We start from the raw sequence: 22,721 nt of genomic DNA, 5'->3' as shown, positions 1-22,721 counted from the left end.
GCGCCGGGCAATTGCCCGGCGCTTCTCGCATTTCCGGGTCATATTACCGGTCTCCGTCGGACAGGCCCACGATCCGGTCCGATTGTCTCCGCCTTCCAGCCAAATCGTTCGTGCCTCACAAGGATTTCCCCGATCATCACGACGCCGAGCTCGTGCTCAAGCTCTATGAACTGCGTCGTGAACCCGTCATGCGCGAATCCCGCGCGCAGATCATCACCCGGTTTCTCCCCACCAGCTTCGACGACGTGCTCGCCATCACGAAGTCGGATCACCCGCTGAACGCGGCCTTCCGTCAGTGCTCCACCTACTGGGAGATGACGTACGCGATGGCGAAACACGGGGTCATCCACGCCGACTTCATGCTCGAAAGCAACGGGGAAGGATTGCTGCTCTATTCCCGTATCGAGCCCTGGCTCGAGGAGTACCGCGCCCAGGTGAATGCCAACGGATTCCGCAACGCGGAGTGGGTGGCCACCAATAGCGAGATGGGCCGGGCGATCGCCGAACGCTTCCGCAAGCGCATGCAGGCACATCTGGCGGCCACGGCGTCCAAAGCCGATGGGTGAGACGCAGCCAACCGGCAGGACGGCGCGGATGTTCGCGCTCACTGCTGCGTTGGCATCGACGATCGTGGCCGGCGTGGCCAGAGCGCAGGGCGGTGCTCCTGCGCAGGTGCCCGCCGGCGTACGGGCATTGCCTCCCACGCCGAACTGCCCCGACTGTGCCGAATGGAACGCGCCCCATGCGCCGTTTCGCATCTTCGGCAACAGCTACTACGTGGGCACCAACGGACTGGCCGCCATCCTGGTGACCTCGACCGATGGCCACGTGCTCATCGACGGCGCGCTCCCGGAGTCCGCACCGCAGATCATCGCGAACATCGCGGCCATGGGATTTCGCGTGAGCGACATCCGGATCATCGTGAACTCGCACGCGCACTTCGATCATGCGGGCAGTATCGCCGAGTTGCAGCGTCTCTCGGGGGCGACCGTGGCGGCCAGCGCGCCGAGCGCGCGATGGTTGCAGGCCGGACAATCGGGTCCAGACGATCCGCAATACGGCATGAATCCGGGTTTCACACCGGTCCCGCGCGTGCGTGTGTTGCGTGACGGCGAAGTGGTGAAATTGGGTTCGCTGGCCCTGACCGCGCACTTCACGGGCGGGCATACACCGGGTGGCACGAGCTGGAGCTGGCAGTCGTGCGAGGCGGCACGCTGCCTCGATCTCGTCTATGCCGACAGTCAGACGCCGATCTCGGCCGATGATTTTTTCTACACCCGCAGTTCACGGTATCGTACGGGTGTCGCGGATTTCCGACGGGGGCAGGCACTGCTCGAACGCCTCTCCTGCGACATTCTGATCACGCCACATCCCTCGGCTTCATCGCTGTGGGAGCGTCTGGCGGGCACGGGCAGGGGTGAAGCGAGCGCGGAGCGGGCCCAGAGCCCCGCATCGTTGGTCGACCGCGAAGCGTGCCGGCGGTATGCCGCGCGGGGGCGAGCCTCGCTCGAGCAACGGATCGCCAGGGAGGCCCGCCCCCGCGCCACGACGCCATCGCGGTGACGCGGGATCACCACGCGCGGATACCCCGGCCCTTCGCAGGCTGGTGGGTGTCATGCTATGGTACGGTGTCAGGCTCTCTTTCATCTCACGAGGAATCGCATGCGCATTGGCCAGACGGCTCCGGATTTCCAGGCAGACACCACACAGGGCCCCATCAACTTCCACGAGTGGCTCGGTGATTCGTGGGGCATCATCTTTTCGCATCCGAAGGACTTCACGCCCATCTGCACGACCGAACTGGGCTACGTGGCGCGTCTCGCGCCGGAGTTCGCGAAGCGCAACGTGAAAGTGATCGGCCTGTCGGTGGACCCCACCGACCGTCACCACGAATGGGCGAAGGACATCGAGGAGACGCAGGGATATTTCCCCGAGTTCCCGATGATCGGTGACACCACGCTGTCGGTGTCCAAGCTCTACGACATGCTTCCCGAAGAAGCGGGTGAGAGCTGCGAAGGACGCACGGCCGCGGACAATCAGACGGTGCGCACCGTCTATGTCATCGGGCCCGACAAGAAGATCAAGCTGATTCTCATCTATCCGATGACCACCGGCCGCAATTTCGACGAGATCCTGCGTGCGATCGACTCGCTGCAGCTCACCGTGAACCATCGGGTCGCCACGCCGGCCAACTGGCAGCAGGGCGACGATGTGATCATCTCCGGTTCCGTTTCGAACGACGAAGCCCGGACGATCTACCCCAACGGCTGGAAGGAACCGAAGCCGTACATGCGTATCGTGCCGCAGCCGGGCAACTGAACGGCGAGGGCAGGTGATGGACGCGGTGCTCGTCGCCCGGATTCAGCGGGTGGCGAGCACCGTACGCACGAGCTGCAGCAGATCGGCGGAAGCGAAGGGCTTGTCGATGCGGTGGATGTCCCGCAGGTGCGCGATGCGATCGGCGTCGATGGCCGCGCCGAATCCGGACGCCAGCACAATGGGCGTGGTATTGCCGTCCGCGCGAAGACGCTCCATGAGCTCGATCCCGGTCATCACGGGCATGGTCTGATCGGTGAGGATCAGATCGAACGTGGCGTCGCCGCTCAGCAGATCGAGTGCTTCCGCCCCGTTGGTGGCCACCGTGACGGCAAAATCGTTTTTCGCCAGCAGACGCTCGATGGCGCCGGCAACGGCGGCTTCGTCATCCACGAGCAGAATGTGATGCCGGCGCCCCAAGGCGCCCTCTGTGCGCACGGGCACGGCGCTGGGTAGCGGATGGGCCGTGCGCGAGGCGGGCAGGTGCACGTCGATGGTCGTACCCCGACCGACGTCCGACGTGACGTTGACCATCCCGCCGTGCGACGTGACGATGCCGTGGAGCACACTGAGACCCAGACCCGTGCCATGTCCCACCGGTTTGGTGGTGAAGAACGGTTCGAAGATGCGTCCACGTACGTCAGGCGTCATGCCGACACCCGTGTCCTGCACACTCAGCACCACCCACTCGACGCTGCCCGCCGCGGCCGATTCGGTCAACCACCGGAGACCGATGGTGAGCGTCCCGCCCTTGGTGGCCCGCATGGCGTACTCGGCATTCGAGCAGAGGTTGAGCACGAGCTGCTGCAACTGCGTGGCATCACCCAGCACCGTGGCTTCCGGTGCCTGATTGCGGATGACGAGCTGGATGGTCGAGGGAATGGTGGAGCGGAGCAGCGAATGCGTCTCCGTCAACAACGCCGAGAGCGGCACGGCCTCCTGTCGCAGTTCCGTACGCCGGCTGAACGTCAGGATCTGGCGCACCACTTCGCGCGCGCGGCGACTGGCCACGAGCAGTTGCTGCAACGCTTCGCCGGCGGGTGAGGCCGATGGAATGTCGTCGACGGCGAGTTCGGCGTTGGTGTGGATGACGGTGAGCAGATTGTTGAAGTCGTGCGCCACGCCACCCGCCAGTGTGCCCATCGACTCGAGACGCTGGGCGTCGCGAAGCTGGGATTCGAGTTCCCGGCGTTCCTCCTCGAGGCGTTTGCGCTCGCGCAGATCGCGCAACTCGAAGTGATCGAGCACCGCATCTTCGAGGGGAATGCGGGTGTGCCGCACTTCCACCGGAATGCGTTCCTGACGGTCGTCGATGACGTCCACCTCCTGTTGTGGCAATGTCCCCGCGGTCCCGTTGGCACCATGCGCGCCCAGGTCACTCCCGTTCGTGGCCGGACCGGGTGATGGCATGGCGGGGATCAGCGAGGCCAGCGGCCGGCCGACGAGCGGCTGCGTGTCGACCTGCCACAGCATCGTCGCCGCCCGATTGGCTTTCAGGACCACGCCGTCCGCCACCAGCAATTGCGGATTGGCGCCATCCTCGAAGAGACGGCGGAAGCGTTGTTCACTGGTGGCGAGACGCCGTTCGTTCTCTTCGGCTTCGCGCGCCCGCAGCAGGGCACTGCGATTGCGGCGGCGATCGACGGTGATGCCCACGCCCAGCAGCAGCACGCCATACGCGATCAACGCCGCCGGAGAGCGCCAGGGTGGGGGCAGCACCACGAATTGGGTTTCGTGACTGATGGCTTCGAACCCGCGATAGTCCACGGCGCGGACGCGGATGGTATGCCGGCCGGGCGCCAGGGTGGGCAATGTCGCGCTGCCCCGGTCGGTCCATGCCGGCGTGGTGATCGGCGTGTCGTCGAGTTCGAACCGATACAACGTTTCTTCTTCCCGATGAAACGTCATGGCATACGCGGTGATTTCCACGCGGGCGTCCGCGTGTGCGACCCGTGAGCCTTGTGCGATGGGTATGCCGGCTCCGTTGCGGATCTCCACCAGCGACAGTGTCGGCCGTGCATGCTGGCGGGGGCGCCCGTCCATGTTCACGTACGCGATGCCGAGCGGCGTGCCGAGCCACAGTCGTCCCCGGGAATCCAGCGGGCCGATGGCGCCGATGTGGGGGTGGGGCAATCCATCCTGATCGGTATACGAGTCCACGACCGTCACGGAATCCCCGAAGGCCGCACCGAAGGCGGTCAGCGTCAGACCTCGCGATGAACCGATCGCCAGTCGTGAGTCGGGAAGCAACGCCAGGTCGGTGACGTCATCGCTCAACAACCCCGCGAGTACGTTCGTGTCGAAGATGCGCCATTCGGCCGGTCCGCCACAGGTACGCAGTATCGATATGCCATCGGTGCCGCCAACGACCAGGACACATTCTCCCGACGCGAGACGCACGGACGTGATGGCAATGGGACCGCCGACGGGCGCGGCTCCACCCGGGAGTTCCTGCCAGCGGTTGCCATCGTACCACTGCAGGGTGCCGTTGGCGAGGGCGACCACGAGATGAGGTGTCCCCTCGGTCGAATCCACGGTGGCGGCCCGGGCATTGGACGGGAAGCCGCTCCAGGGAGTGAAACGCGATGGGGCGGATTCGAACCACGCTCCCCGTGAGCCGATCACCACGAGGGCGCGCGCGCCTCCAGGCACGGGTGCCTCGATGATCTGGCGTACCGCATCGCTGTCGCCGATGTCGAGGCGCAGCATCCAGGCATCGTGCACACGTTCGAACACGCGCCAGTCGAACGCCGCGAACAGACGCGTCGGACGCGAACGGGTGTCGAGAAAGATGCGGGCGCTCTGATCGCCCGGACCACGCGCGATGTCCGCGGCCGGGAGACTGTGAAAATCGGGAAGACGCAGGGCGCCGAGGTTCATGGCCCAGAACCAGAGCGTATCGCCGTCCCGTTGCGGGGTCACGGCGACGATCGGATACCCGAGAAACCGGGCGGGCATCGGGACCTGCCCCGCCACGCCCACGGTCAGACGCAACAACGCCCCGCTGCGAAACCCGATGTAGATGGATGGATATCCCAGGCCGTGATCGACCGCTTCGAGCATCTGCACACGTGAACCGAGTGCGCGCGGACTCAGCTCGAGTGTCTGCCAGGATCGCCCATCGCGTGAACGGTAGACGTGTCCACTGGTGGCTCCGATCCAGGTCTCGATGGTGTCCCTGATGCGCACACGCAGAACGCGAGCCGTCGAGATCTGCGGGCCGATGTGATGCCAGCGTTCGCCGACGAGGAGGAACGCGCCGCTTTCGGTGGCGACCACGGCGGATGCCGAATCTCCGGCGGGGGACAGGGCGATATGCTCCACGCGGAGATCGGTCAGTCCCTGCGCGGCATTCCAGACGGTCCATTGTCCGTTGATATGACGCAGGATGCCCTCGTCCTCGGTGGCGATCCAGAGTTCATCTTGCCCCTCGATCGTCCGCGTGGCCACCATGGCCCCCCGACCGGCACGCTGACCGGGCAGCACCATACGCTGAAGTCGTCGATCGTCGCCGATGACAAAAACGCCATTGCGGCTCCCAATGACCACGCGCGGAGGGCCATCCGCGCGCGACTCGAGTGCGGCGGAGTAGATGGGGGCGGCCTCCGCGGGGATGTCGTGGTCTTCCGCCCATTGGCCATCGCGTTCCACGCTGATACCGCGGGTGCGCAGGTAGTACCGCTCGTGCGGCGAGGCGTCGAGCACGAAACGGATGAGTCCATCGGTGGCCGACGGAGGCAGCGGCAGGGGCGCCCAGGAGCGACCCGTGAAATGCCGGGCCCGATCGGCGGTTCCGATGAGCACACTGCCGTCCCGGGCACGCGTCAGCGAATAGATGGGCGTGTCGGGCAAACCGTCCCGCCGGCCGAACGCCGTATAGGCGACGTCGTTGAGATCGGGCGAGGAGGACACCGAGGACTGGCGTGGGCCGATGGTCGACATGGCCCGCTGCGCCGGCGATGGAGCCGGCGTCAGCGCCAGAGCGCCGAGGATTGCCAGGACCAGAACCGGAGGCGCTCCACGCTCTGACTTCGGCGGGACGCCGTGGGGGAGGTTCAGAGCGGGCCCGGAGGGGTCGAGGGGGCGCATGCCACAAGATAGTGTTTCAAATCACACCCCGGGGGCGACTTCCGCCCCCAGCAAAGAGGTGTTGGAGCCGGGAAATACCGCGTCCTCTCGTATTAATTCCGATAGATCGCGTCGAGAATTTGGGTTATTCATACAGGCTATGGAGTCACGGACGCCCACTCATGATTCTGGCCATGGTTCCGGGACCCGTCTCATCGGGCACCAGCCAGGCGCCCGACAGAGACCGGGTCCGGTCGGCGTCGAAGGCCACGGCCGCGGCATGCCCGGGGGGCTCCCGGTCCAGCGGATGGATGCCCGTCTGCACGTCGGTTACCTGCCAGCGGTGCTGGTCGGTGGTGAGGTCGAGCCGGCCGGGTGCTGCGCCGGTCTCGCCGAGTCCCTGTCCAGTGGCTTTGCGAAGCGCTTCGTGGCGGGCCCAGCGTTGCACGACGTACCGGCCCAGCGGAGCAGGAGGGTCGTCCATGAGCGCCGCCCATTCATGGGTCGTGTGCAGCATGGCTCCCAGAGCCTGCCAGGTATCGTCGTCCGTTTTCCGCTCGATCGATTCGATGTCGACGCCCAGCGGCGCGTCGCCGACACCGATCAACACCAGATCGCCGGAATGCGAGAGGTTGAAGTGCAGAGGCGTCGTGGCATCACCCGCCGGGGCGGTCAGCCAGGGTTTGCCGTGGGCGCCGCTGGCAAACCTCAGCGCGTGCGGCGGGGTGTGCAGATGCCGGGCCAGTATTTCGCGCAGCAGCCAGTGGGCGATGATGTAGCGCTCACGATCGACGGTCTGCCGGAAACGCTCCGCCCGGGCGCGCTCCGCGGCGGAGAGCACCGGCAGCAGACGGTCGACATCATGATCGATCGTGGCCAGCCACTGACGGCAGGAGACGAGATAGAGCTCCACCGCTCCCGGAACCTGCGCGCGGTCGATGGCTGCGAGGGTGAGCGGTGTGTCGCGCAGAGGCAATGTGGTCATCGTCGGGGGCATTCTGGCGGCGCATCGGACATGCCTCACGATACGCGATGGAGGGGCGCATGACGAGCGTCTCCCCACGGCGCGTGACGTCGACCGAAGAGCCGGCCCAGGGTTCTGCGGTCGGTGCCGCGGTATCGGGCGAAGCGGTCCTGGCGGGCTATCGTCGGCAGGTACGCCGCCGCGTGGCGGTGTTGGTGCTGCTCGCCGTCGTCATCGTGCTGGCGCTGGTGGCGGATCTGCTGACCGGTCCGTCCGACCTGGAAGCCGGCGAGGTGGTGCGCAGTCTGTTGCGTGGCTCGGCGATGGACGAGACCGTGTGGATGATCATCACCGAAGTGCGTCTGCCCGGCGCGGTGATGGCATTGCTGGTCGGGGCCGGATTGTCATTGGCCGGCGCGGAAATGCAGACCACGTTGCGCAATCCCCTGGCGAGTCCATTCACACTCGGTCTTTCCTCGGCGGCCATTCTTGGCGCCGCGCTGGCCATCGTGTTGGGGGTACGCATTCCCGGCGTGCCGGATCACTGGGTGATCTCCAGCAATGCGTTCGTGTTTGCGTTCGGCTCGGTGCTGATCCTGCAGGCGGCGGTCCGGCGGCGCGGTTCGAGCACGGAGTTGCTGGTGCTGCTGGGGACGGCGCTGTTTTTCACGTTCAATGCGCTGGTGGCCATCCTGCAGTTCGTGGCCGGTGAGCAGGCGTTGCAGCAGCTCGTGTTCTGGACGATGGGCAGTCTCGGTCGGGCGAGTTGGCCACGCGTGCAATTGGTGGCGATCGTGGTGGCGTGTGTCATGCCGTTCACGTTCCGCGCGTCGTGGCGTCTGAATGCCCTGCGGCTGGGTGAGGAGCGGGCGCACAGCTTCGGCGTGAATGTGGCGCAACTGCGTCGTGTGTCGCTGTTTCGGGTGAGTCTGCTGACCGCCACGGCGGTGGCCTTCGTGGGAACCATTCCGTTCGTGGGGCTGGCCGGCCCGCATATCGCGCGCATGCTGGTGAGCGAGGACCATCGCTTCTTCCTGCCCGCCAGCGCTCTCAGTGGCGCGCTGGTGGTGTCGGTGGCATCGGTGGTGAGCAAACTCATCGTGCCCGGCGCGATTCTGCCGATCGGTCTGGTGACGGCGCTCATCGGGGTGCCCTTCTACATCATGCTGATTTTCGGCACGAAGGGCGCGGGACGGTCATGAAGGCGACCCAGGCGGCGGGTTCCCTGGAGATCCGCGATCTGTCGGCCGGCTATCGGCATCGCCCGGTGCTGCACGACGTCACGTTGCCGATACTGCCCGCGGGGCAGCATCTCGCGCTGGTGGGCCCCAACGGAGCCGGCAAATCGACCCTGCTGCGGGTACTCGCCGGACTGGTCGAAGGGCGCGGTCATGTGACATTCGAAGGGCTGGATCTGCTGCGTGTTTCGCCGATGATACGCGCGCAATGCGTGGCCTTCATGCCGCAGACCCTGCCGCACGATGTCACGCTCACCGTGCTGGATGGTCTGCTGGGGGCGCTGAAGGCGTCACCACTCGCTTCGCCGGTGAACACGATGGAGGAAGCGCAGCGGCGCGCCATCGAGGTGCTCGAACGCATCGGCATCGCACACCTGGCGCTGCAGCCATTGCATCATCTCTCCGGCGGCGAGCGCCAGCTGGCCGCGCTCGCACAGGCGATCGTGCGCGAACCGTCCATGCTGCTGCTGGACGAACCCACGAGTGCGCTGGATCTCCGGCATCAGGTGACGGTGATGTCGATCGCGCGCGCGTTGGCTCGCGAAGGCCGGCTCGTGATTTCCGTACTGCACGATCTCACGCTGGCGGCGCGCTGGGCCGATCAGCTCGTCGTGCTGCATGAAGGACGCATCCAGGCCATCGGCGCACCGGCCGACGCGCTCACCTCGCAGTTGCTCTCCCGCATCTACGACGTGGACGCCCGGGTCGAACCGTGTTCGTTCGGCTATCCGCAGGTGATCGTGGATGGCACACGTGGCTGACCCGCTGTGTCAGGGGCCGGTGATGCTGCCGCGCAGCGAACGCTGGGAGATGCGGAGCGGGCACGGCGCGACCTATCGGGTGTACGTGGCCTGGCCTGCGGATGCGCCGCCGGCAGCGGGTTTTCCCCTGATCTGCCAGCTCGATGGCGATGCGACATTTGCCACGACAGTCGAATCGATCCGCACACGCGCCCATCGCACCGATGCCACGGCGGTGGTCCCGTCGATCGTGGTGGGGGTGGGAAGTGATGCCCGCAGCGAGGACTTTGCAGACGAGGCGGGCCGCACACGTTTCCTCCGGTTTCTCACCGATGAATTGCTGCCGGCGATCGCCAAACGTTTTGCGGTCGATCCCGAACGGCGCGCACTGATCGGTCATTCCCTGGGCGGCCTGTTCGTGCTGGAAACCCTGCTGGAGACGTCACTGATGCCGCGGGGACCGTTCTCGACCTACGTGGCGATCAGTCCGTCCATCTGGCGTGGCGGTGAAGCGCTGTGGCAGCGGGTGCGCAACTTCCGTCCCGCTGCCGGATCCCCGCCGCGATTGCTGATCACGGTGGGTGAATACGAGCAACGACTGGCGCCATGGCAGGAGGGACAGCCCAATGCCGCGGAGCTGCTGGCGCGTCGCGAAGCACGGCAGATGGTCGATCAGGCGGAGCGGTTCGCCGAGGCACTGATGGCCGTCGCACCGGAGATGACGGTGCACTATCGCCTGCTGGCCGGCGAGGATCACGCCTCGGCGGTATTGCGGTCGATGGGTGACGCGCTGCGACTGACGAGCGCGCCGATCGGGTCGGCGGCGGAGGGCTCATGGCCCAGGCCGTGACCGGGATGCTGCTCGACATCTCGCCGCTGCGCACGAGTCGCGATTTCCGCCTGCTGTTCACGGCGCGCACGATCTCGATCGTGGCCGTGGGGGTGATCAGCGTGGCCGTAGGCTGGCAGGTGTTCGACCTGACCGGTTCCTCGTGGCACGTGGGACTGGTGAATCTGTGTCTGGCCATTCCGATGACGATCGGGTTGATGGTGGGCGGCGTGCTGGCCGATCGTTTCGACCGTCGTCGCCTCATCGTCTCGTCGCGCAGCGTGTACATCGCGGTGGCGGCCATCTTTCTCGTCAACACTCTGCTGCCCAGGCCGCAGCTCTGGCTGATCTATCTGGCGTCGACGATTGCCGGGGCGATCAACGGCATCAGTGCTCCGGCGTTGATGGCGGCGATGCCGTCGCTGGTGCAGCGGGCGCAACTGGCGGCCGCGGGTGCATTGATCACCGTCTCGACCCAGGTGGGCGCGATGCTCGGGCCCTCGGTGGCGGGTGTCGTGATCGGGACCTGGGGACTCACGCTGTGTTATGCACTGGTTGGCATCGGCGCGGTGCTCACCCCGCTGCTGCTGGCGCGCATGCAGCCGTTGCCGGCGGGCCCGCGGGCTCCGCTTGGCCCCGTCGCCGCCCTGCGGGAATCGTGGCATTTCACACGCACGCACGCGGTGGTTGGCGCGTTGTTGCTGCTCGAAATTCCCGTGGCGCTGTTCGCCTCGCCGGGTTCGCTGTTCCCTGAACTGGCGACGACACGTTTTGCGAACAGTGGGCTGCTCTTCGGACACGGCGTGGTGGACGCGGCGGTGATCGCGGGTTGGCTGTACTCGGCGCCGGCCATCGGTGCGTTGGCGTCGTCCCTGTTGAGCGGCTGGACGAGCCGGACTGGAAAAGCGGGTGGCATGCTCATCCTGACGACGGCGTTGTGGGCGGTGGGCACCATCGGATTGGGCGTGGCGCCATCCACCACGGTGGCGGTGCTGGCGCTGGCCGTGGCCGGCGCCGGACGGGCCCTGTCGGAGATTCTGCGCCGGGCACTCCTGCAGATGCACACGCCGGACGGTCTGCAGGGACGCGTGGGCAGTCTCTGGTTGGTGCAGGCGGCGGTGCTGCCCTCGATGGGCATGGCGCTGGCGGGTGCCGCGGCGCGCTGGTGGCCCGCGCATCAGGTGGTCACCGTGGGCGGCCTGATCGCGTTCCTCGGCACCCTCGGTGTGGTGATCGCGTTCCCCTCAATCCGGCGTGAATACCAGTCGGCCTGACAAAAGAGCGTCCGGCATGTCCGGTATGTCCCTTGTCCCGAGAGGCCTCGAAGAAAGGGAGCATAAATACCAAGTTGTCCTATCCCCTTTATAGACTACCTTCCGCTGACTTCCCGTTTCCCTGAGGCGTTTCGTGATCCGTTCGCTGTGGCCGATCCTGCTGGTGATCACCGGAAGTGTGCTTTCCGCGGATACCGCTCCCGCATGGGTGCAGACTTCGGCATTGCACACCTCCCGCGCTCCGTTGTCATCCACGACGGAGACGTTGGTTCAGCCGATCCAGTTGACGGATATCTCGGGGCGCAAGATCACGTTGCCGCGTCCGGCCTCCCGTGTGCTGATCGACGACGGACGCTTCCTGATGGCGATGGCGCTCATCGATCCCGATCCGGTGCGCACGCTGGTGGCGTGGCCCCGGGACGTGAACCGGATCGGCGTGCGGACCCACGAGCAGTTCCGTGCGAAGTTCCCGCGGCTCGATTCGCTGACGCAGATCGCGAGTTCGGCGGCGACCTACTCGCAGGAGCAGGTGCTGCGGGTGCGTCCGGATGTGGCGGTGTTTTCGCTTGGCCAGGGTCCATCGGCTGATCAGATCGAACAGCTCCAGCGCGTGGGCATCGCGGTCGTCTTCATCGACTTCTTCGTGCATCCGCTGGAGAATACCGATCCGAGTCTGCTCATTCTGGGGCAGCTCACCGGACGGAGCGCCGCGGCGCAGGCGTACGTGAATTTCCGCAAGCAGCATCTGCAGGCGATCTCCGATCGTCTGAAGCGCGCGGGTACACGCACGGCACCCAAGGTATTCGTGGAAGTGCACGCCGGCATTTCCGAAGAGTGCTGCCATGCGCCGGGCAAGGGAAACGTCGGCGACTACATCACGTTCGTGGGCGGGCACAACATCGCGGCCGACGTGCTGCCCGGCACGACGGGCAAGCTAAACATCGAGTACGTGTTGTCGCAGAATGCGCCGGTGTACATCGAAACGGGCGGCCCGCACCTGGAGAAGGCCGGTGGTCTCGTACTGGGGCCCGGTTTCACGGTGGAGCAGGCCCGCGCTTCACTGCAGAAGATGACGGCGCGTCCGGGGATCTCGTCGCTCGCCGCCGTGAAGAGCGGGCGCACCTACGGCATCGCGCATCAGCTGCTCAATTCGCCGCTCGATATTCTGGCGGTGGAGTCGATGGCGCGCTGGATCGATCCGGTGCTCTTCAGGGACATCGACCCGGCAAAGACGCTCGCCGAGATCAACACGAAGTATCTGGCGGTCCCCATCGAAGGGCCGCAGTGGATCAGCCTGCGGTGACGCAGCCGCCGTTCCTGCTGTCGTCGGGCTCGGGCACATTCATGGCATCGGGTGTCGTGGATCGTGCGCGTTTCACCCGCGGTGACGGCCTGGCATCGGCGGTGTCTTCGTACTTTGCCGGCGGCAACGATCCGGACCGGGTGCTCGTGGGGGCGATTCCGTTCGATCGCCACCGTGGGCTGGAGCTGATACAGCCGGCTCTGGTCACGCGCGATTCCGACTGGAGTACCGCGTGGGCGCAGCACATGGATCGCCCCGCGCCCGATGCCACCGACGAAGGGCAGCACGATGTGCAGCACGATGTGCAGCACGATGCGCCGCACGAGGCGCAGCAGGAGGCGTTCGTGCCGGGACTCTGGCACATGGTGCCACAACCGACGCGGGCGTCGTACGAGGCCGCGGTGGCACGCGCCACGGCGCACATGGAAGACGCCGGTGAGCCGGGACTGCGCAAAGTGGTGCTGTCGCGCAGCCTGGTACTGAATTCCACGACGCCCATCGATCTCGAACGCCTGCTGGCACGTCTGCGCCTCGATGCCAGTGTGACCACGTTCGCGACACCGCTTCCGTCCGATGCCGATGGTCAGGCCCGCACGCTCGTGGGGGCGACGCCCGAGTTGCTGCTGGAGAAGTCGGGGGATCTGGTGGTCTCGCATCCCCTCGCCGGGTCCACGCCCCGTCGCCCGTCGCCCGCCGACGATCGTGCCGCGGCGGAGGCGTTGTTGCGGTCGGAGAAGGATCAGCGGGAGCATGCGGCCGTGGTGGAGGCCATCGCCGATGTCCTCACGCCGTATTGCATCGCCCTCGACATCCCCCGGTCACCGTCATTGGTGTCGACGGCCACCATGTGGCATCTGGGCACACGCATCACCGGCCGGCTGCGGTGTGATGGCACCTCCTCGCTCGAATTGCTGGACGTGGTGCATCCGACGCCGGCCGTTTGCGGGGTGCCGCAGGATCGTGCCCGGGCATTGATCGCCGAACTCGAAGCGTTCGACCGCGACTACTTCACCGGTGCGGTGGGATGGTGCGATGCGCGTGGCGACGGCCGATGGCTGGTGACCATTCGCTGCGCCGAGATTTCGGGAACGCGCGCCCGATTGTATGCGGGCGCGGGCATCGTCGTGGGTTCCGATCCGGTCAATGAAGGGGCCGAAACATCGGCCAAGCTGGAGACGATGCTGCGCGCGCTGAACGTTCAGGAAGTCGTGTCCCGCGCAGGCATGCTGGCCGGGAGTGCCTGACATGGACCCGACGATGCCACCAACGATGTCGTCCGGGATGTCGCCAGAGATGTCCTCGATGAGCGCCCCCGTTCCGGGCATTCCCGTGCAGGACTGGCCGGAGGCGTTCGCGGCGCGTTATCGCGCGGCCGGCTATTGGCAGGGTGAGACGATGGGCGACTGGCTGCGCGCGCGTGCCCGCACGTTTGCCGACCGCACGGCGGTGGTGGGCGGGGAGACCCGGTGGAGTTATGCCGCGCTCGATCGGGAGGCGGACCGTGTGGCTGCCGGATTTCTCGCGCGGGGTGTGCGACCGGGTGAGCGCGTGGTGCTGCAATTGCCCAACATCCCCGAATTCCTGGCGGTGATGCTGGGCCTCATCCGTGCGGGGATCGTGCCCGTGTTCGCGTTGCCGGCGCACCGGCAGACGGAGATCGACAACATCGTCGCGGTGTCGGGTGCGGTGGCATATGTGATTCCCGATGTGCACGAGCGGTTCGACTATCGCCCGCTCGGGCGACAGGTGCTCCGCACCCGGCCCACGATGCGACATGTGATCGTCGTGGGAGACACGGGCGTCGATGCCGATGGCGATGACATCCGTCTCGAGCCGTTGGCGGCGTTCCAGGGTGATCCGGTCGGTGGCACGCGCATCGCGCAGCCATCACCATCCTCGGTGGCCTTCCTGCAGCTGTCGGGGGGCAGCACCGGCCTGTCGAAACTCATTCCCCGCACGCACGACGACTATCTCTACAGTGTACGGGCGAGTGCGGAGATCTGCGGTCTCACACCGGAGTCGGTGTACCTCGTGGTGTTGCCGGTGGCGCACAATTTTCCCATGAGCTCTCCGGGGTTCCTCGGTGCGCTGCATGCGGGGGCTTCGGTGGTATTGAGTCCATCGGCCGCACCCGATGTGGCGTTTGCCCTCATCGAGCGAGAGCGGGTCACGTTTGCTGCGGCCGTACCACCGATTGCCCTGATGTGGCTGGAAGCAAAAGCCACGAGTCGCGCCGATCTTTCGAGTCTCGAGGTGTTGCAGGTGGGTGGCGCGAAGCTCACGCCGGCCGTTGCGGCGCGTGTGACACCCACGCTCGGCGTGACGCTGCAGCAGGTGTTCGGCATGGCCGAAGGGCTGGTGAACTACACGCGGCTGCACGACGATCCCGACACGATCTGCCAGACGCAGGGGCGTCCCATCAGCCCGGATGACGAGATCCGCATCGTGGATGATGACGATCGCACAGTGGAATCTGGCGGAATCGGACATCTGCAGACCCGCGGGCCGTACACCATTCGTGGGTACTACCAGAACGCCGCGGCCAACGCACGTTCCTTCACCGCGGACGGGTTCTATCGCACGGGTGATCTGGTGAGCCGCACGACCGACGGATATCTGGTGGTGCATGGACGGGCCACCGATCAGATCAATCGGGGCGGCGAGAAAGTGTCACCGGAAGAAGTGGAAGATCATCTGGTCGCGCACCCCGCCGTGCTCGATGCCGTGGTGGTGTCGGTGCCCGATGACTATCTGGGTGAGCGGGCCTGCGCGTTCGTGATTCCGCGGGCGGAGCGGGTGCCACCGCCGGTGCTCAAGGCCTGGATCCGGTCGCGCGGGCTGGCCGCGTACAAGATCCCCGACCAGATCGTGTTCGTCGAGGCGTTTCCGTCCACGGGCGTCGGCAAGACCAGCCGCAAGGATCTGCGCGGTGCGTTGCGGGAGCAGGCGCGCCGCGCCAGTGAAGACGCCGCGTCGCGATCGGATGACCGTGGCACGGCATCCGGACAACCAGCTTCACAACCAACTTCCTGAGCGCGTTCCGAGCGCGCCGTGCACGAGACGAGTACGAAGATGAGTGCCAAGCTTCCCCGGATCGCATCGTATGCGATGCCCACGGCCGACGAACTGCCGCCGGTCGTGGCGCCGTGGCGTGTGCACCACGATCGTGTGGCTCTGCTCATTCACGACATGCAGCAGTATTTCGTGGATGCGTTCGCGGCCGGCGAAGCGCCGATCGACACGGTCGTTCCGAACATCGAACGTCTCCGTGCCGCGTGCGATGCACTGGACATCCCGGTGTTCTACACGGCGCAGCACGCCGCTCAGGATCAGCGCGACCGTGGGTTGCAGCGGGAGTTCTGGGGCCCGGGCATGGCCACGGCGGCACAGGCCGCGATTATTGCACCGCTCGCACCCACCGCACGCCATCATGTGCTGGCCAAGTGGCGCTACAGCGCGTTTCAGCGTTCACCGCTCGAGGAGATGATGCGCGCGCGTGGCCGCTCGCAGCTCATCGTGTGCGGCGTGTACGGTCACATCGGCTGTCTGTTGTCCACGGCTGAGGCGTTCATGCGCGATATCGAACCGTTTCTGGTATCGGATGCCATCGGCGACTTCTCGCGCGCGCATCACGAACAGGCGCTCACCTATGCGGCCTCCCGGTGTGCGGTCGTCCAGACCACCGATCAGCTCATCCGTGAACTCGGCGCGCCCGTGCAGGTGATCACATGAGTGCCCTCATATTCGAGCAGATGCGACAGGATGTCGCGACCATCCTGAAGGAAGACGTTTCGCAGATCAGCGACGAGGACAATCTCGTGGACTGGGGACTCGATTCCATCCGGCTGATGGCGTTGACGCTGCAGTGGCAGCGTGCCGGTGTGGCGATCGAATTCTCGCAGCTCGCCGAGCGTCCGCAACTGGCGACCTGGTGGGGACTCGTCGTGGCCGCAGGTGGTGGGGGCGATACCGGACATGCCGGTCATTGACCCGGTGCGCGAGGTCGCGGGTACTGTCCTGACCGACACGTCGGTCGGGGCAACGGCCGGCGTGCCTCTGACCGAAGCCCAGGAGGGCATCTGGTATGCTTCTCAGGCAGACCCGATACACCCCGGCTACAACACCGGGCACTATGTCGAGCTGCGTGGAGCACTCGATGTGCCGCGTCTGGCGCGTGCCATCGAAACGGTCTTGCAGGAAGCGCGGGGACTCCGGGTGCAGGTGGTGGATGCGCCCGATGGACCGCGCCAGGTGCCCACGGTTCATGCGCTGACTCTCGAGATCGTCGATCTCAAGACGCACGCGGACCCGCTGGGTGAAGCCGTGCGCCGCATGCGTCTCGACATGGATCGTCCGCGGGCGCTCGATCGGGATGCGCTCGTCGTCGAACGCCTGTATGTGCTGGGTGATGCGCACTGGGCCTGGTATCAGGGCATTCATCACATCCTGATCGACGGGTATGGCACATTGCTGCTGATGCGGCGCATGTGCGACGTGTACGCCGCAAACGGACCGTGTGGCGTGCCGTTGGGTGATCCCGCGGCCGTGCAGACAGAAGACGCGCACTATCGTACTTCGTCATTGCGTGAGCGCGATCGGCGTTACTGGCACGAACAGTTCACACGCGCGCCGGAGCTCGTCACGCTCTCGCCGTCGCATGCACCACCGGCTCGGGCGGCCTACATGGCGTCCGCTCCGCTGCCGGCGGGACTGGTCGCGTCGGTGGAAGAGATGGCCCGCGACATCGATGTGCCATGGCCCGATGTGCTCGTCACGCTCATCGCCGCCTATCTCGCCAGGCATACCGATGGTGACGAGATGGTCATTGGTGCTCCGTACATGGGTCGCCTCGGCACCGCCGCGGCGCGGGTGCCGGCCATGGTCATGAACGTGCTGCCGATACGCGTGACGATCGACGAGCATGGGCCAGTGCGCGATCTCGTGACCGCGGTGTCCGCGCAGTTGCGTCAGGCCCGCCGGCACGGGCGCTATCGCAGCGAACAGTTGCGTCGCGATCTGCATCTGGTGGGCGGTGACCGGCATGTGCACGGACCCATCGTGAATGTGCTGCCCTTCGAGGAAGCGGTGACGTTTCCCGGCGTGGAGAGCCGACACGTGGTGTTGGGCACCGGGCCGGTGGACGATCTGTCGATCGCCGTACGCGGCGGTGCGGAGCAGCGTGAGCAGGACGGACACGATCGCCGGGACGCTCGCCTCGAATTCGAAGCCAATCCCCTGCGGTATACACCAGCGGAGATCGACGCTCATCTGGTGCGACTCTCCACGTTTCTCACGAAGGCCGTCCAGGCACACTCGCTGGAGTCGGTGCCTACCGTGACGGAGGCGGAGCAGCATCAGTGGGTGGAGGCGGTCAATGCCACGTCACATGCCGTGCCCGACGGGACATTGCTCGATCTCATCGAAGCCATGATGCGGCGCACGCCCGATGCCCCGGCGGTGCGGGCCGAGGGGCGCCCCCTTTCGTATGCGGAGCTGGATGCGCAGTCGATGGGTGTGGCGACGTCCCTGGCGGCCGCGGGTGTGCGGCGTGGCGATGTCGTGGCGGTAGCCGTTCCGCGTTCCTGCGATCTGGCGGTGGCGCTGCTCGGTGTGATGCGGGCGGGGGCAGCCTACATGCCCATCGAGGCCGATCAGCCGGCCGAACGGATTGCCGTGATGATCGCCGAAGCGCGGCCGCGACTGGGGATCGTGAGTGCGGCGTTCGGCATGCCACTGCCGGTGGCACTGCCGATGTACATGATCGAGCAGGGTATGCTGTCCGGTCCCGGCACCTCGGCAACCGGCGCATCCGCTTCGTCGGCCGCCGTCGAGCCGGAGCGCCCCACACCCGATACCGCGGCCTACGTGATCTTCACATCGGGGTCGACGGGCATTCCAAAGGGCGTGGTGGTGGAGCACGCGGCCATCGTGAATCGTCTCGTGTGGATGCGCGAACACTATGGCATCGGCGCACGGGACCGGATTCTCCAGAAGACGCCCGTGACGTTCGATGTGTCGGTGTGGGAGCTGTTCCTGCCGTTCGTCGCCGGCGCCCTGCTGGTCATGGCGTCTCCGTCCGCGCACCGTGATCCCGCATGGCTGTCCCGGATCATCGACGAGGATGCGATCACGGTGATGCACTTCGTGCCCTCCATGCTCGCGGCGTTCCTGGCCGAACACGCCGAGGGCGCAGGACGCGTTGCGTCGTCTCTGCGCCAGGTGTTCTGCAGCGGCGAGGCGCTCCCGTCGGAACTGCGGGATCGCTTTCACGTGTGTTACGACGCCGAACTGCACAATCTCTACGGACCGACGGAGGCCGCCGTCGACGTGACCTGGTGGTCGGCGAGCCGCGATGATCGCACCGATCCGGTGCCCATCGGCTTCCCCGTGTGGAACACCGCGATGTACGTGCTCGACCGCCGATTGCGTGCGCTGCCGCCGGGTGTGGCCGGTGATCTCTACATCGCCGGCGTGCAGCTCGCGCGCGGGTATCTCAACCGCCCCGAGTTCACCGCCGAGCGTTTCATCGCCAATCCATTCGTGCCGGGCACCCGGATGTATCTCACCGGTGATCGTGCCGCCTGGCGGACGGATGGAGCGCTCACCTACCTCGGTCGTTCGGATCAGCAGGTGAAGATCCGTGGGGTGCGCATCGAGCCGGGGGAGATCGAATCGGCGATCCTGGCCGCGGGCGCGTACGCCCAGGCGCACGTGGTGGCGCGGACCATGCCGGACGGGGAGATACGTCTGGTGGCCTATATCGTTCCGGCATCGAGTGCGGTGCAGACCGCGGAGGCAAAAGCCGCCGAAGGCGTCCGCCTCCGCGCCGAATTGCAGCGACGGTTGCCCGAGACGATGGTGCCGGCGCATGTGATGCTGCTCGATGCCGTTCCGCTGACTTCCAGCGGCAAGCTCGATCGCAAAGCCCTGCCGATGCCGGAGCAGAGTGCCGGATCCGGGCGCGCGGCAGTAACGGACAGCGAGCGGCGTGTGGCCGCGTTGTTCGCGGATCTGTTGCAGATCGACGCAGTCACCCTGCGCGCCGATGACGATTTTTTTCTGCTCGGTGGACACTCGCTCCTGGCGGCGCGCTGCATGTTGCGCGTGCGTGGTGAATGGGGCGTGAAAGCCGGCATCGGCGCGCTTTTTGCCAATCCCACGATCGCGCGCTTCGCGAGCTATCTGGACGGTTACATGGAGCAAGCCACGACGGCACGCACTCAATCGGAAGGGCTCGGCGCACTGGTGCGGCTTGCCGACCGTCCGCATGGGGAGTCGTCCGGCGCAGAGGTCCCGCCACTCTTCTGCATTCACCCGGCCGGTGGCATTTCCTGGTGCTACGCGGCACTCGGGCGTGCATTGTCGGGACATCGTGCCACCTATGGGGTGCAGGCCGACCTGCTCGGCGAGGCACGTCCGGCGAGTCTCGAACAGATGGCCAGCGAATATGTACGTCGCATTCGCGAGGTGCAGCCGTTCGGGCCATATCATTTTGCGGGATGGTCGGTGGGCGGCATCATCGCGCAGGAGATGGCGGTACAGCTGCAGGAGGCGGGCGCATCGGTTGCGCTCGTGGCTCTGCTCGATGCGTATCCCAGCGATCACTGGCGGTCGGCGCCCGTGCCGGCGCCGGACGCGGCGCTCGATGCACTGCTGCTGATCGCCGGGATCGATCCGGTGTCGATGTCGGACTCGGACCGCTCGCTGGCTTCCGTGATCGCGCTGCTGCGACAGTACGGACATCCCCTCGGTACGCTGTCCGACGAGGCGCTGGCCGGTGTGCTGCGTGTGGTGGAGTCGAACAACCGTCTCGTGCGGGAGCATCGGCACAGACCCTTCAATGGCACGCTGCTGCATCTGCGCGCGGCTCTCGATCACCGCGATGGCTCGTACGTGGCGGAAGAGTGGGCACCGTATGCCACGCGGATCGAAGCGCACGACCTGCCATCGGTGCATGCGCACATGACGAGCCCAGAGCTGGCGCCTCGTGTGGCGGCATTGATCGAACCACATTTTGTCGACATGGCCGATATGCACGTCTCACCCGGAGCATCACGATGAGCCTTTCCAGGAGCCTTTCCGGTCTGCAGGGCGAGGTGGCAATCGTGAGCGGTGCCGCGGGTGGTATCGGTTCGGCCATCGTATCGGCGCTGCTGGCCGAAGGCGTACGGGTGGTGGCCTTCGACAGAGTGATGCCTCCGTTCGCCGGTCACGATGCCGACCGGGTGCGCTGCGTCGTGGCCGATGTGTCGCAATCCACGGAAGTGAACGCCCTCGTGGCACGCGCCATCGACGAGTGGGGGCCGGTGCGTTTCGGGGTGAACGTCGCCGGTGTGCTGCACACCGCATCGGTCGTGGACACGGACGACGAGAGCTGGCAGCGTCTCTTCGCGGTGAATACCACGGGCGTCTTCAATCTCTCGCGCGCCCTGGCCCGTCACATGATGACACAGCGGCGCGGCAGCATCGTCACCGTGAGCTCCAACGCGGGTGGCGTTCCCAGGCAGGGGATGGCCGCGTATGGTGCATCAAAAGCCGCCGCCGCATTGTTCACCAGGAGTCTGGGGCTCGAGCTGGCGCCATTCGGTGTGCGCTGCAATGTGGTGGCGCCGGGATCCACCCGCACACCCATGCTGGCGGGGATGCTGGCGGAGCAGGGCGTCGAGAGTGTCATTGCGGGTGCACCTGAACAATTCAAGATCGGTATCCCGCTCGCCAAACTGGCCGAGCCGCGCGATATCGCCGAGGCCGTGCTGTTCCTGCTGTCGGACCGGGCCGGTCATATCACGATGAACGAACTCTATGTCGATGGTGGAGCGTCGCTCCATGGCTGATGGAGCTACTCTTGCAGCGCCGTCCGATGCACCGGCGGTGGCAACAGCCGATGGGCTGCCCGGTGTTCCGCCCGGTGATGCAACCGGCGAGCTGATCACGTCTGGTGTATTGCGGGCCGAACTGCCCGCGGATGCGTCGGTGCAGACCACGGTGCAGCGCGCGCGCGCCGATATCCGGAACATCCTGCAGGGCGCCGATCGACGCTGGCTGGTGGTGGTGGGTCCGTGTTCCGTGCACGATGTCGATGCGGCGCTGGAATACGCGGCGCATATCCAGGCGTTGCAGCGTGACGTGGAGAAATCGCTGCTGCTCGTGATGCGGGTGTACGTGGAAAAACCGCGAACCCGTCTGGGCTGGACGGGTCTGGTGCACGATCCCCGACTCGATGGCAGTGGCCGCGTGAATGACGGGCTGCGTATTGCACGTACCCTCTTTCGCGATGTGAACGCGATGGGTGTGCCCGTGGCCACGGAGTTCGTGGACCCGATGGTCGTCAGTTATCTCGAAGACCTGGTGGCCTGGTGCGCCATCGGCGCGCGCACGGTGGAGAGCCCGTTGCACCGGCAGATGGCGTCTGGGCTTGCCTGCCCCGTGGGGTTCAAGAACGGCTCGGGTGGGGATATCAGGGCGGCCATCAACGGCATGACCGCCGCGAGCGCGCCGCATCGGATGCTGGCGGTGGATGACGCGGGACGGGCCGGTGTGCGCATGACGGCCGGCAACGCCGATACCCATCTCATTCTGCGTGGCGGATCACGTCCGAATACGGACCGGCATTCGGTACATGTCGCGAGTGCGTCACTGGCGCGTGAGCGTCTGGTGCCGCGTCTCATGATCGACTGCGGTCATGGCAACGCCGGCCCTTCGGGGGCGCAGGCGGTGGTACTGGAGGACATCGTGCACCGCGTGCACAGTCGCACGGAAGACATGACCCATGTGCTCGGCGTGATGCTCGAAAGCCATCTCGAAGAGGGGCGTCAACTCTTCGTGCCCGGTGTGCCGATGCGCCCGGGGCAGAGCATCACCGATGCCTGTGTGGGCATCGAGGAGACGGGCCGTCTGCTCCGGGATCTCGCCGCGGCGCTCGGATAGACCGAACCGGGTACGTCGCGTCGGACAGGTCGAAGCGGATACATCGAAGCGCGCAGGCCGAA

At 66.2% G+C, this 22,721-nt stretch carries 17 protein-coding genes; 15 read left to right on the top strand and 2 right to left on the bottom strand.

What is annotated here, in order from left to right:
* Window positions 1–110: 110 nt before the first annotated feature.
* From WG208_RS18520 to WG208_RS18510, 3 genes are all read left to right on the top strand, one after another.
* Entirely contained in the window at window positions 111–566 is a 456-nt protein-coding gene (locus WG208_RS18520) for a hypothetical protein (protein WP_337172883.1), read from the top strand.
* 28 nt (window positions 567–594) lie between these two features.
* A complete protein-coding gene (gene bla / locus WG208_RS18515; RefSeq protein WP_337172882.1) occupies window positions 595–1,563 on the top strand; it encodes a subclass B3 metallo-beta-lactamase in 969 nt (322 codons plus the stop codon).
* Window positions 1,564–1,662: 99 nt separating this feature from the next.
* Complete coding sequence (locus WG208_RS18510) at window positions 1,663–2,319, top strand: peroxiredoxin (RefSeq protein WP_337172881.1); 657 nt, start codon at window positions 1,663–1,665, stop codon at window positions 2,317–2,319.
* Between the two features lie 42 nt (window positions 2,320–2,361).
* Here the strand turns inward: WG208_RS18510 and WG208_RS18505 are convergent, their stop codons facing one another.
* Complete coding sequence (locus tag WG208_RS18505; protein ID WP_337172880.1) at window positions 2,362–6,258, bottom strand: ATP-binding protein; 3,897 nt, start codon at window positions 6,256–6,258, stop codon at window positions 2,362–2,364.
* A 292-nt stretch (window positions 6,259–6,550) separates the two neighbouring features.
* Window positions 6,551–7,369 carry a 4'-phosphopantetheinyl transferase superfamily protein gene (locus tag WG208_RS18500; RefSeq protein ID WP_337172879.1) on the bottom strand — a complete coding sequence of 273 codons (819 nt, stop codon included), beginning with the start codon at window positions 7,367–7,369 and terminating at the stop codon, window positions 6,551–6,553.
* A 59-nt stretch (window positions 7,370–7,428) separates the two neighbouring features.
* Between WG208_RS18500 and WG208_RS18495 the strand changes: the two genes are divergently transcribed.
* From WG208_RS18495 to WG208_RS18440, 12 genes are all read left to right on the top strand, one after another.
* The gene (locus WG208_RS18495) at window positions 7,429–8,550 is read left to right on the top strand and encodes an iron ABC transporter permease (protein ID WP_337172878.1); all 1,122 of its coding nucleotides are present in this window, start codon (window positions 7,429–7,431) and stop codon (window positions 8,548–8,550) included.
* The gene (locus WG208_RS18490) at window positions 8,547–9,347 is read left to right on the top strand and encodes an ABC transporter ATP-binding protein (protein WP_337172877.1); all 801 of its coding nucleotides are present in this window, start codon (window positions 8,547–8,549) and stop codon (window positions 9,345–9,347) included. Before WG208_RS18495 ends, WG208_RS18490 begins: the two co-directional genes overlap by 4 nt.
* Window positions 9,340–10,176, top strand: a complete 837-nt coding sequence (locus WG208_RS18485) for an alpha/beta fold hydrolase (protein WP_337172876.1) — start codon at window positions 9,340–9,342, stop codon at window positions 10,174–10,176. The genes WG208_RS18490 and WG208_RS18485 overlap by 8 nt, the downstream gene beginning before the upstream one ends.
* A complete protein-coding gene (locus WG208_RS18480) occupies window positions 10,161–11,429 on the top strand; it encodes an MFS transporter (protein ID WP_337172875.1) in 1,269 nt (422 codons plus the stop codon). The genes WG208_RS18485 and WG208_RS18480 overlap by 16 nt, the downstream gene beginning before the upstream one ends.
* 133 nt (window positions 11,430–11,562) lie before the next feature.
* Entirely contained in the window at window positions 11,563–12,732 is a 1,170-nt protein-coding gene (locus tag WG208_RS18475) for an ABC transporter substrate-binding protein (RefSeq protein WP_337172874.1), read from the top strand.
* Complete coding sequence (locus WG208_RS18470) at window positions 12,729–13,976, top strand: isochorismate synthase (RefSeq protein WP_337172873.1); 1,248 nt, start codon at window positions 12,729–12,731, stop codon at window positions 13,974–13,976. The genes WG208_RS18475 and WG208_RS18470 overlap by 4 nt, the downstream gene beginning before the upstream one ends.
* A gap of 58 nt (window positions 13,977–14,034) precedes the next feature.
* Window positions 14,035–15,765, top strand: a complete 1,731-nt coding sequence (locus WG208_RS18465) for an AMP-binding protein (RefSeq protein WP_337172872.1) — start codon at window positions 14,035–14,037, stop codon at window positions 15,763–15,765.
* A gap of 39 nt (window positions 15,766–15,804) precedes the next feature.
* Window positions 15,805–16,464, top strand: a complete 660-nt coding sequence (locus tag WG208_RS18460; protein ID WP_345787018.1) for an isochorismatase family protein — start codon at window positions 15,805–15,807, stop codon at window positions 16,462–16,464.
* A complete protein-coding gene (locus tag WG208_RS18455) occupies window positions 16,461–16,721 on the top strand; it encodes a phosphopantetheine-binding protein (protein WP_337172870.1) in 261 nt (86 codons plus the stop codon). The genes WG208_RS18460 and WG208_RS18455 overlap by 4 nt, the downstream gene beginning before the upstream one ends.
* Window positions 16,708–20,793: an amino acid adenylation domain-containing protein gene (locus tag WG208_RS18450; protein ID WP_337172869.1), complete on the top strand. Its 4,086-nt coding sequence runs from the start codon at window positions 16,708–16,710 to the stop codon at window positions 20,791–20,793. The genes WG208_RS18455 and WG208_RS18450 overlap by 14 nt, the downstream gene beginning before the upstream one ends.
* Complete coding sequence (locus tag WG208_RS18445; protein ID WP_337172868.1) at window positions 20,790–21,566, top strand: 2,3-dihydro-2,3-dihydroxybenzoate dehydrogenase; 777 nt, start codon at window positions 20,790–20,792, stop codon at window positions 21,564–21,566. The genes WG208_RS18450 and WG208_RS18445 overlap by 4 nt, the downstream gene beginning before the upstream one ends.
* Window positions 21,559–22,659, top strand: a complete 1,101-nt coding sequence (locus WG208_RS18440; protein ID WP_337172867.1) for a 3-deoxy-7-phosphoheptulonate synthase — start codon at window positions 21,559–21,561, stop codon at window positions 22,657–22,659. The genes WG208_RS18445 and WG208_RS18440 overlap by 8 nt, the downstream gene beginning before the upstream one ends.
* The last annotated feature ends 62 nt before the right edge of the window (window positions 22,660–22,721 follow it).

Source organism: Gemmatimonas aurantiaca (assembly GCF_037190085.1).
In the GTDB taxonomy this organism is placed as follows: domain Bacteria; phylum Gemmatimonadota; class Gemmatimonadetes; order Gemmatimonadales; family Gemmatimonadaceae; genus Gemmatimonas; species Gemmatimonas aurantiaca_A.
This window is presented reverse-complemented; position numbering and strand designations above follow the sequence as displayed.

Bases quoted from the DNA above. Each gene is read 5' to 3' on its own strand.
- WG208_RS18490 (WP_337172877.1), top strand. From the start codon at position 8,547: ATGAAGGCGACCCAGGCGGCGGGTTCCCTGGAGATCCGCGATCTGTCG.
- WG208_RS18445 (WP_337172868.1), top strand. From the start codon at position 20,790: ATGAGCCTTTCCAGGAGCCTTTCCGGTCTGCAGGGCGAGGTGGCAATC.
- WG208_RS18450 (WP_337172869.1), top strand. From the start codon at position 16,708: ATGCCGGTCATTGACCCGGTGCGCGAGGTCGCGGGTACTGTCCTGACC.
- WG208_RS18465 (WP_337172872.1), top strand. From the start codon at position 14,035: ATGAGCGCCCCCGTTCCGGGCATTCCCGTGCAGGACTGGCCGGAGGCG.
- WG208_RS18460 (WP_345787018.1), top strand. From the start codon at position 15,805: ATGAGTGCCAAGCTTCCCCGGATCGCATCGTATGCGATGCCCACGGCC.
- WG208_RS18510 (WP_337172881.1), top strand. From the start codon at position 1,663: ATGCGCATTGGCCAGACGGCTCCGGATTTCCAGGCAGACACCACACAG.
- WG208_RS18480 (WP_337172875.1), top strand. From the start codon at position 10,161: ATGGCCCAGGCCGTGACCGGGATGCTGCTCGACATCTCGCCGCTGCGC.
- WG208_RS18505 (WP_337172880.1), bottom strand. From the start codon at position 6,258: ATGTCGACCATCGGCCCACGCCAGTCCTCGGTGTCCTCCTCGCCCGAT.
- WG208_RS18495 (WP_337172878.1), top strand. From the start codon at position 7,429: ATGACGAGCGTCTCCCCACGGCGCGTGACGTCGACCGAAGAGCCGGCC.
- WG208_RS18440 (WP_337172867.1), top strand. From the start codon at position 21,559: ATGGCTGATGGAGCTACTCTTGCAGCGCCGTCCGATGCACCGGCGGTG.
- WG208_RS18500 (WP_337172879.1), bottom strand. From the start codon at position 7,369: ATGACCACATTGCCTCTGCGCGACACACCGCTCACCCTCGCAGCCATC.
- WG208_RS18455 (WP_337172870.1), top strand. From the start codon at position 16,461: ATGAGTGCCCTCATATTCGAGCAGATGCGACAGGATGTCGCGACCATC.
- bla (WP_337172882.1), top strand. From the start codon at position 595: ATGTTCGCGCTCACTGCTGCGTTGGCATCGACGATCGTGGCCGGCGTG.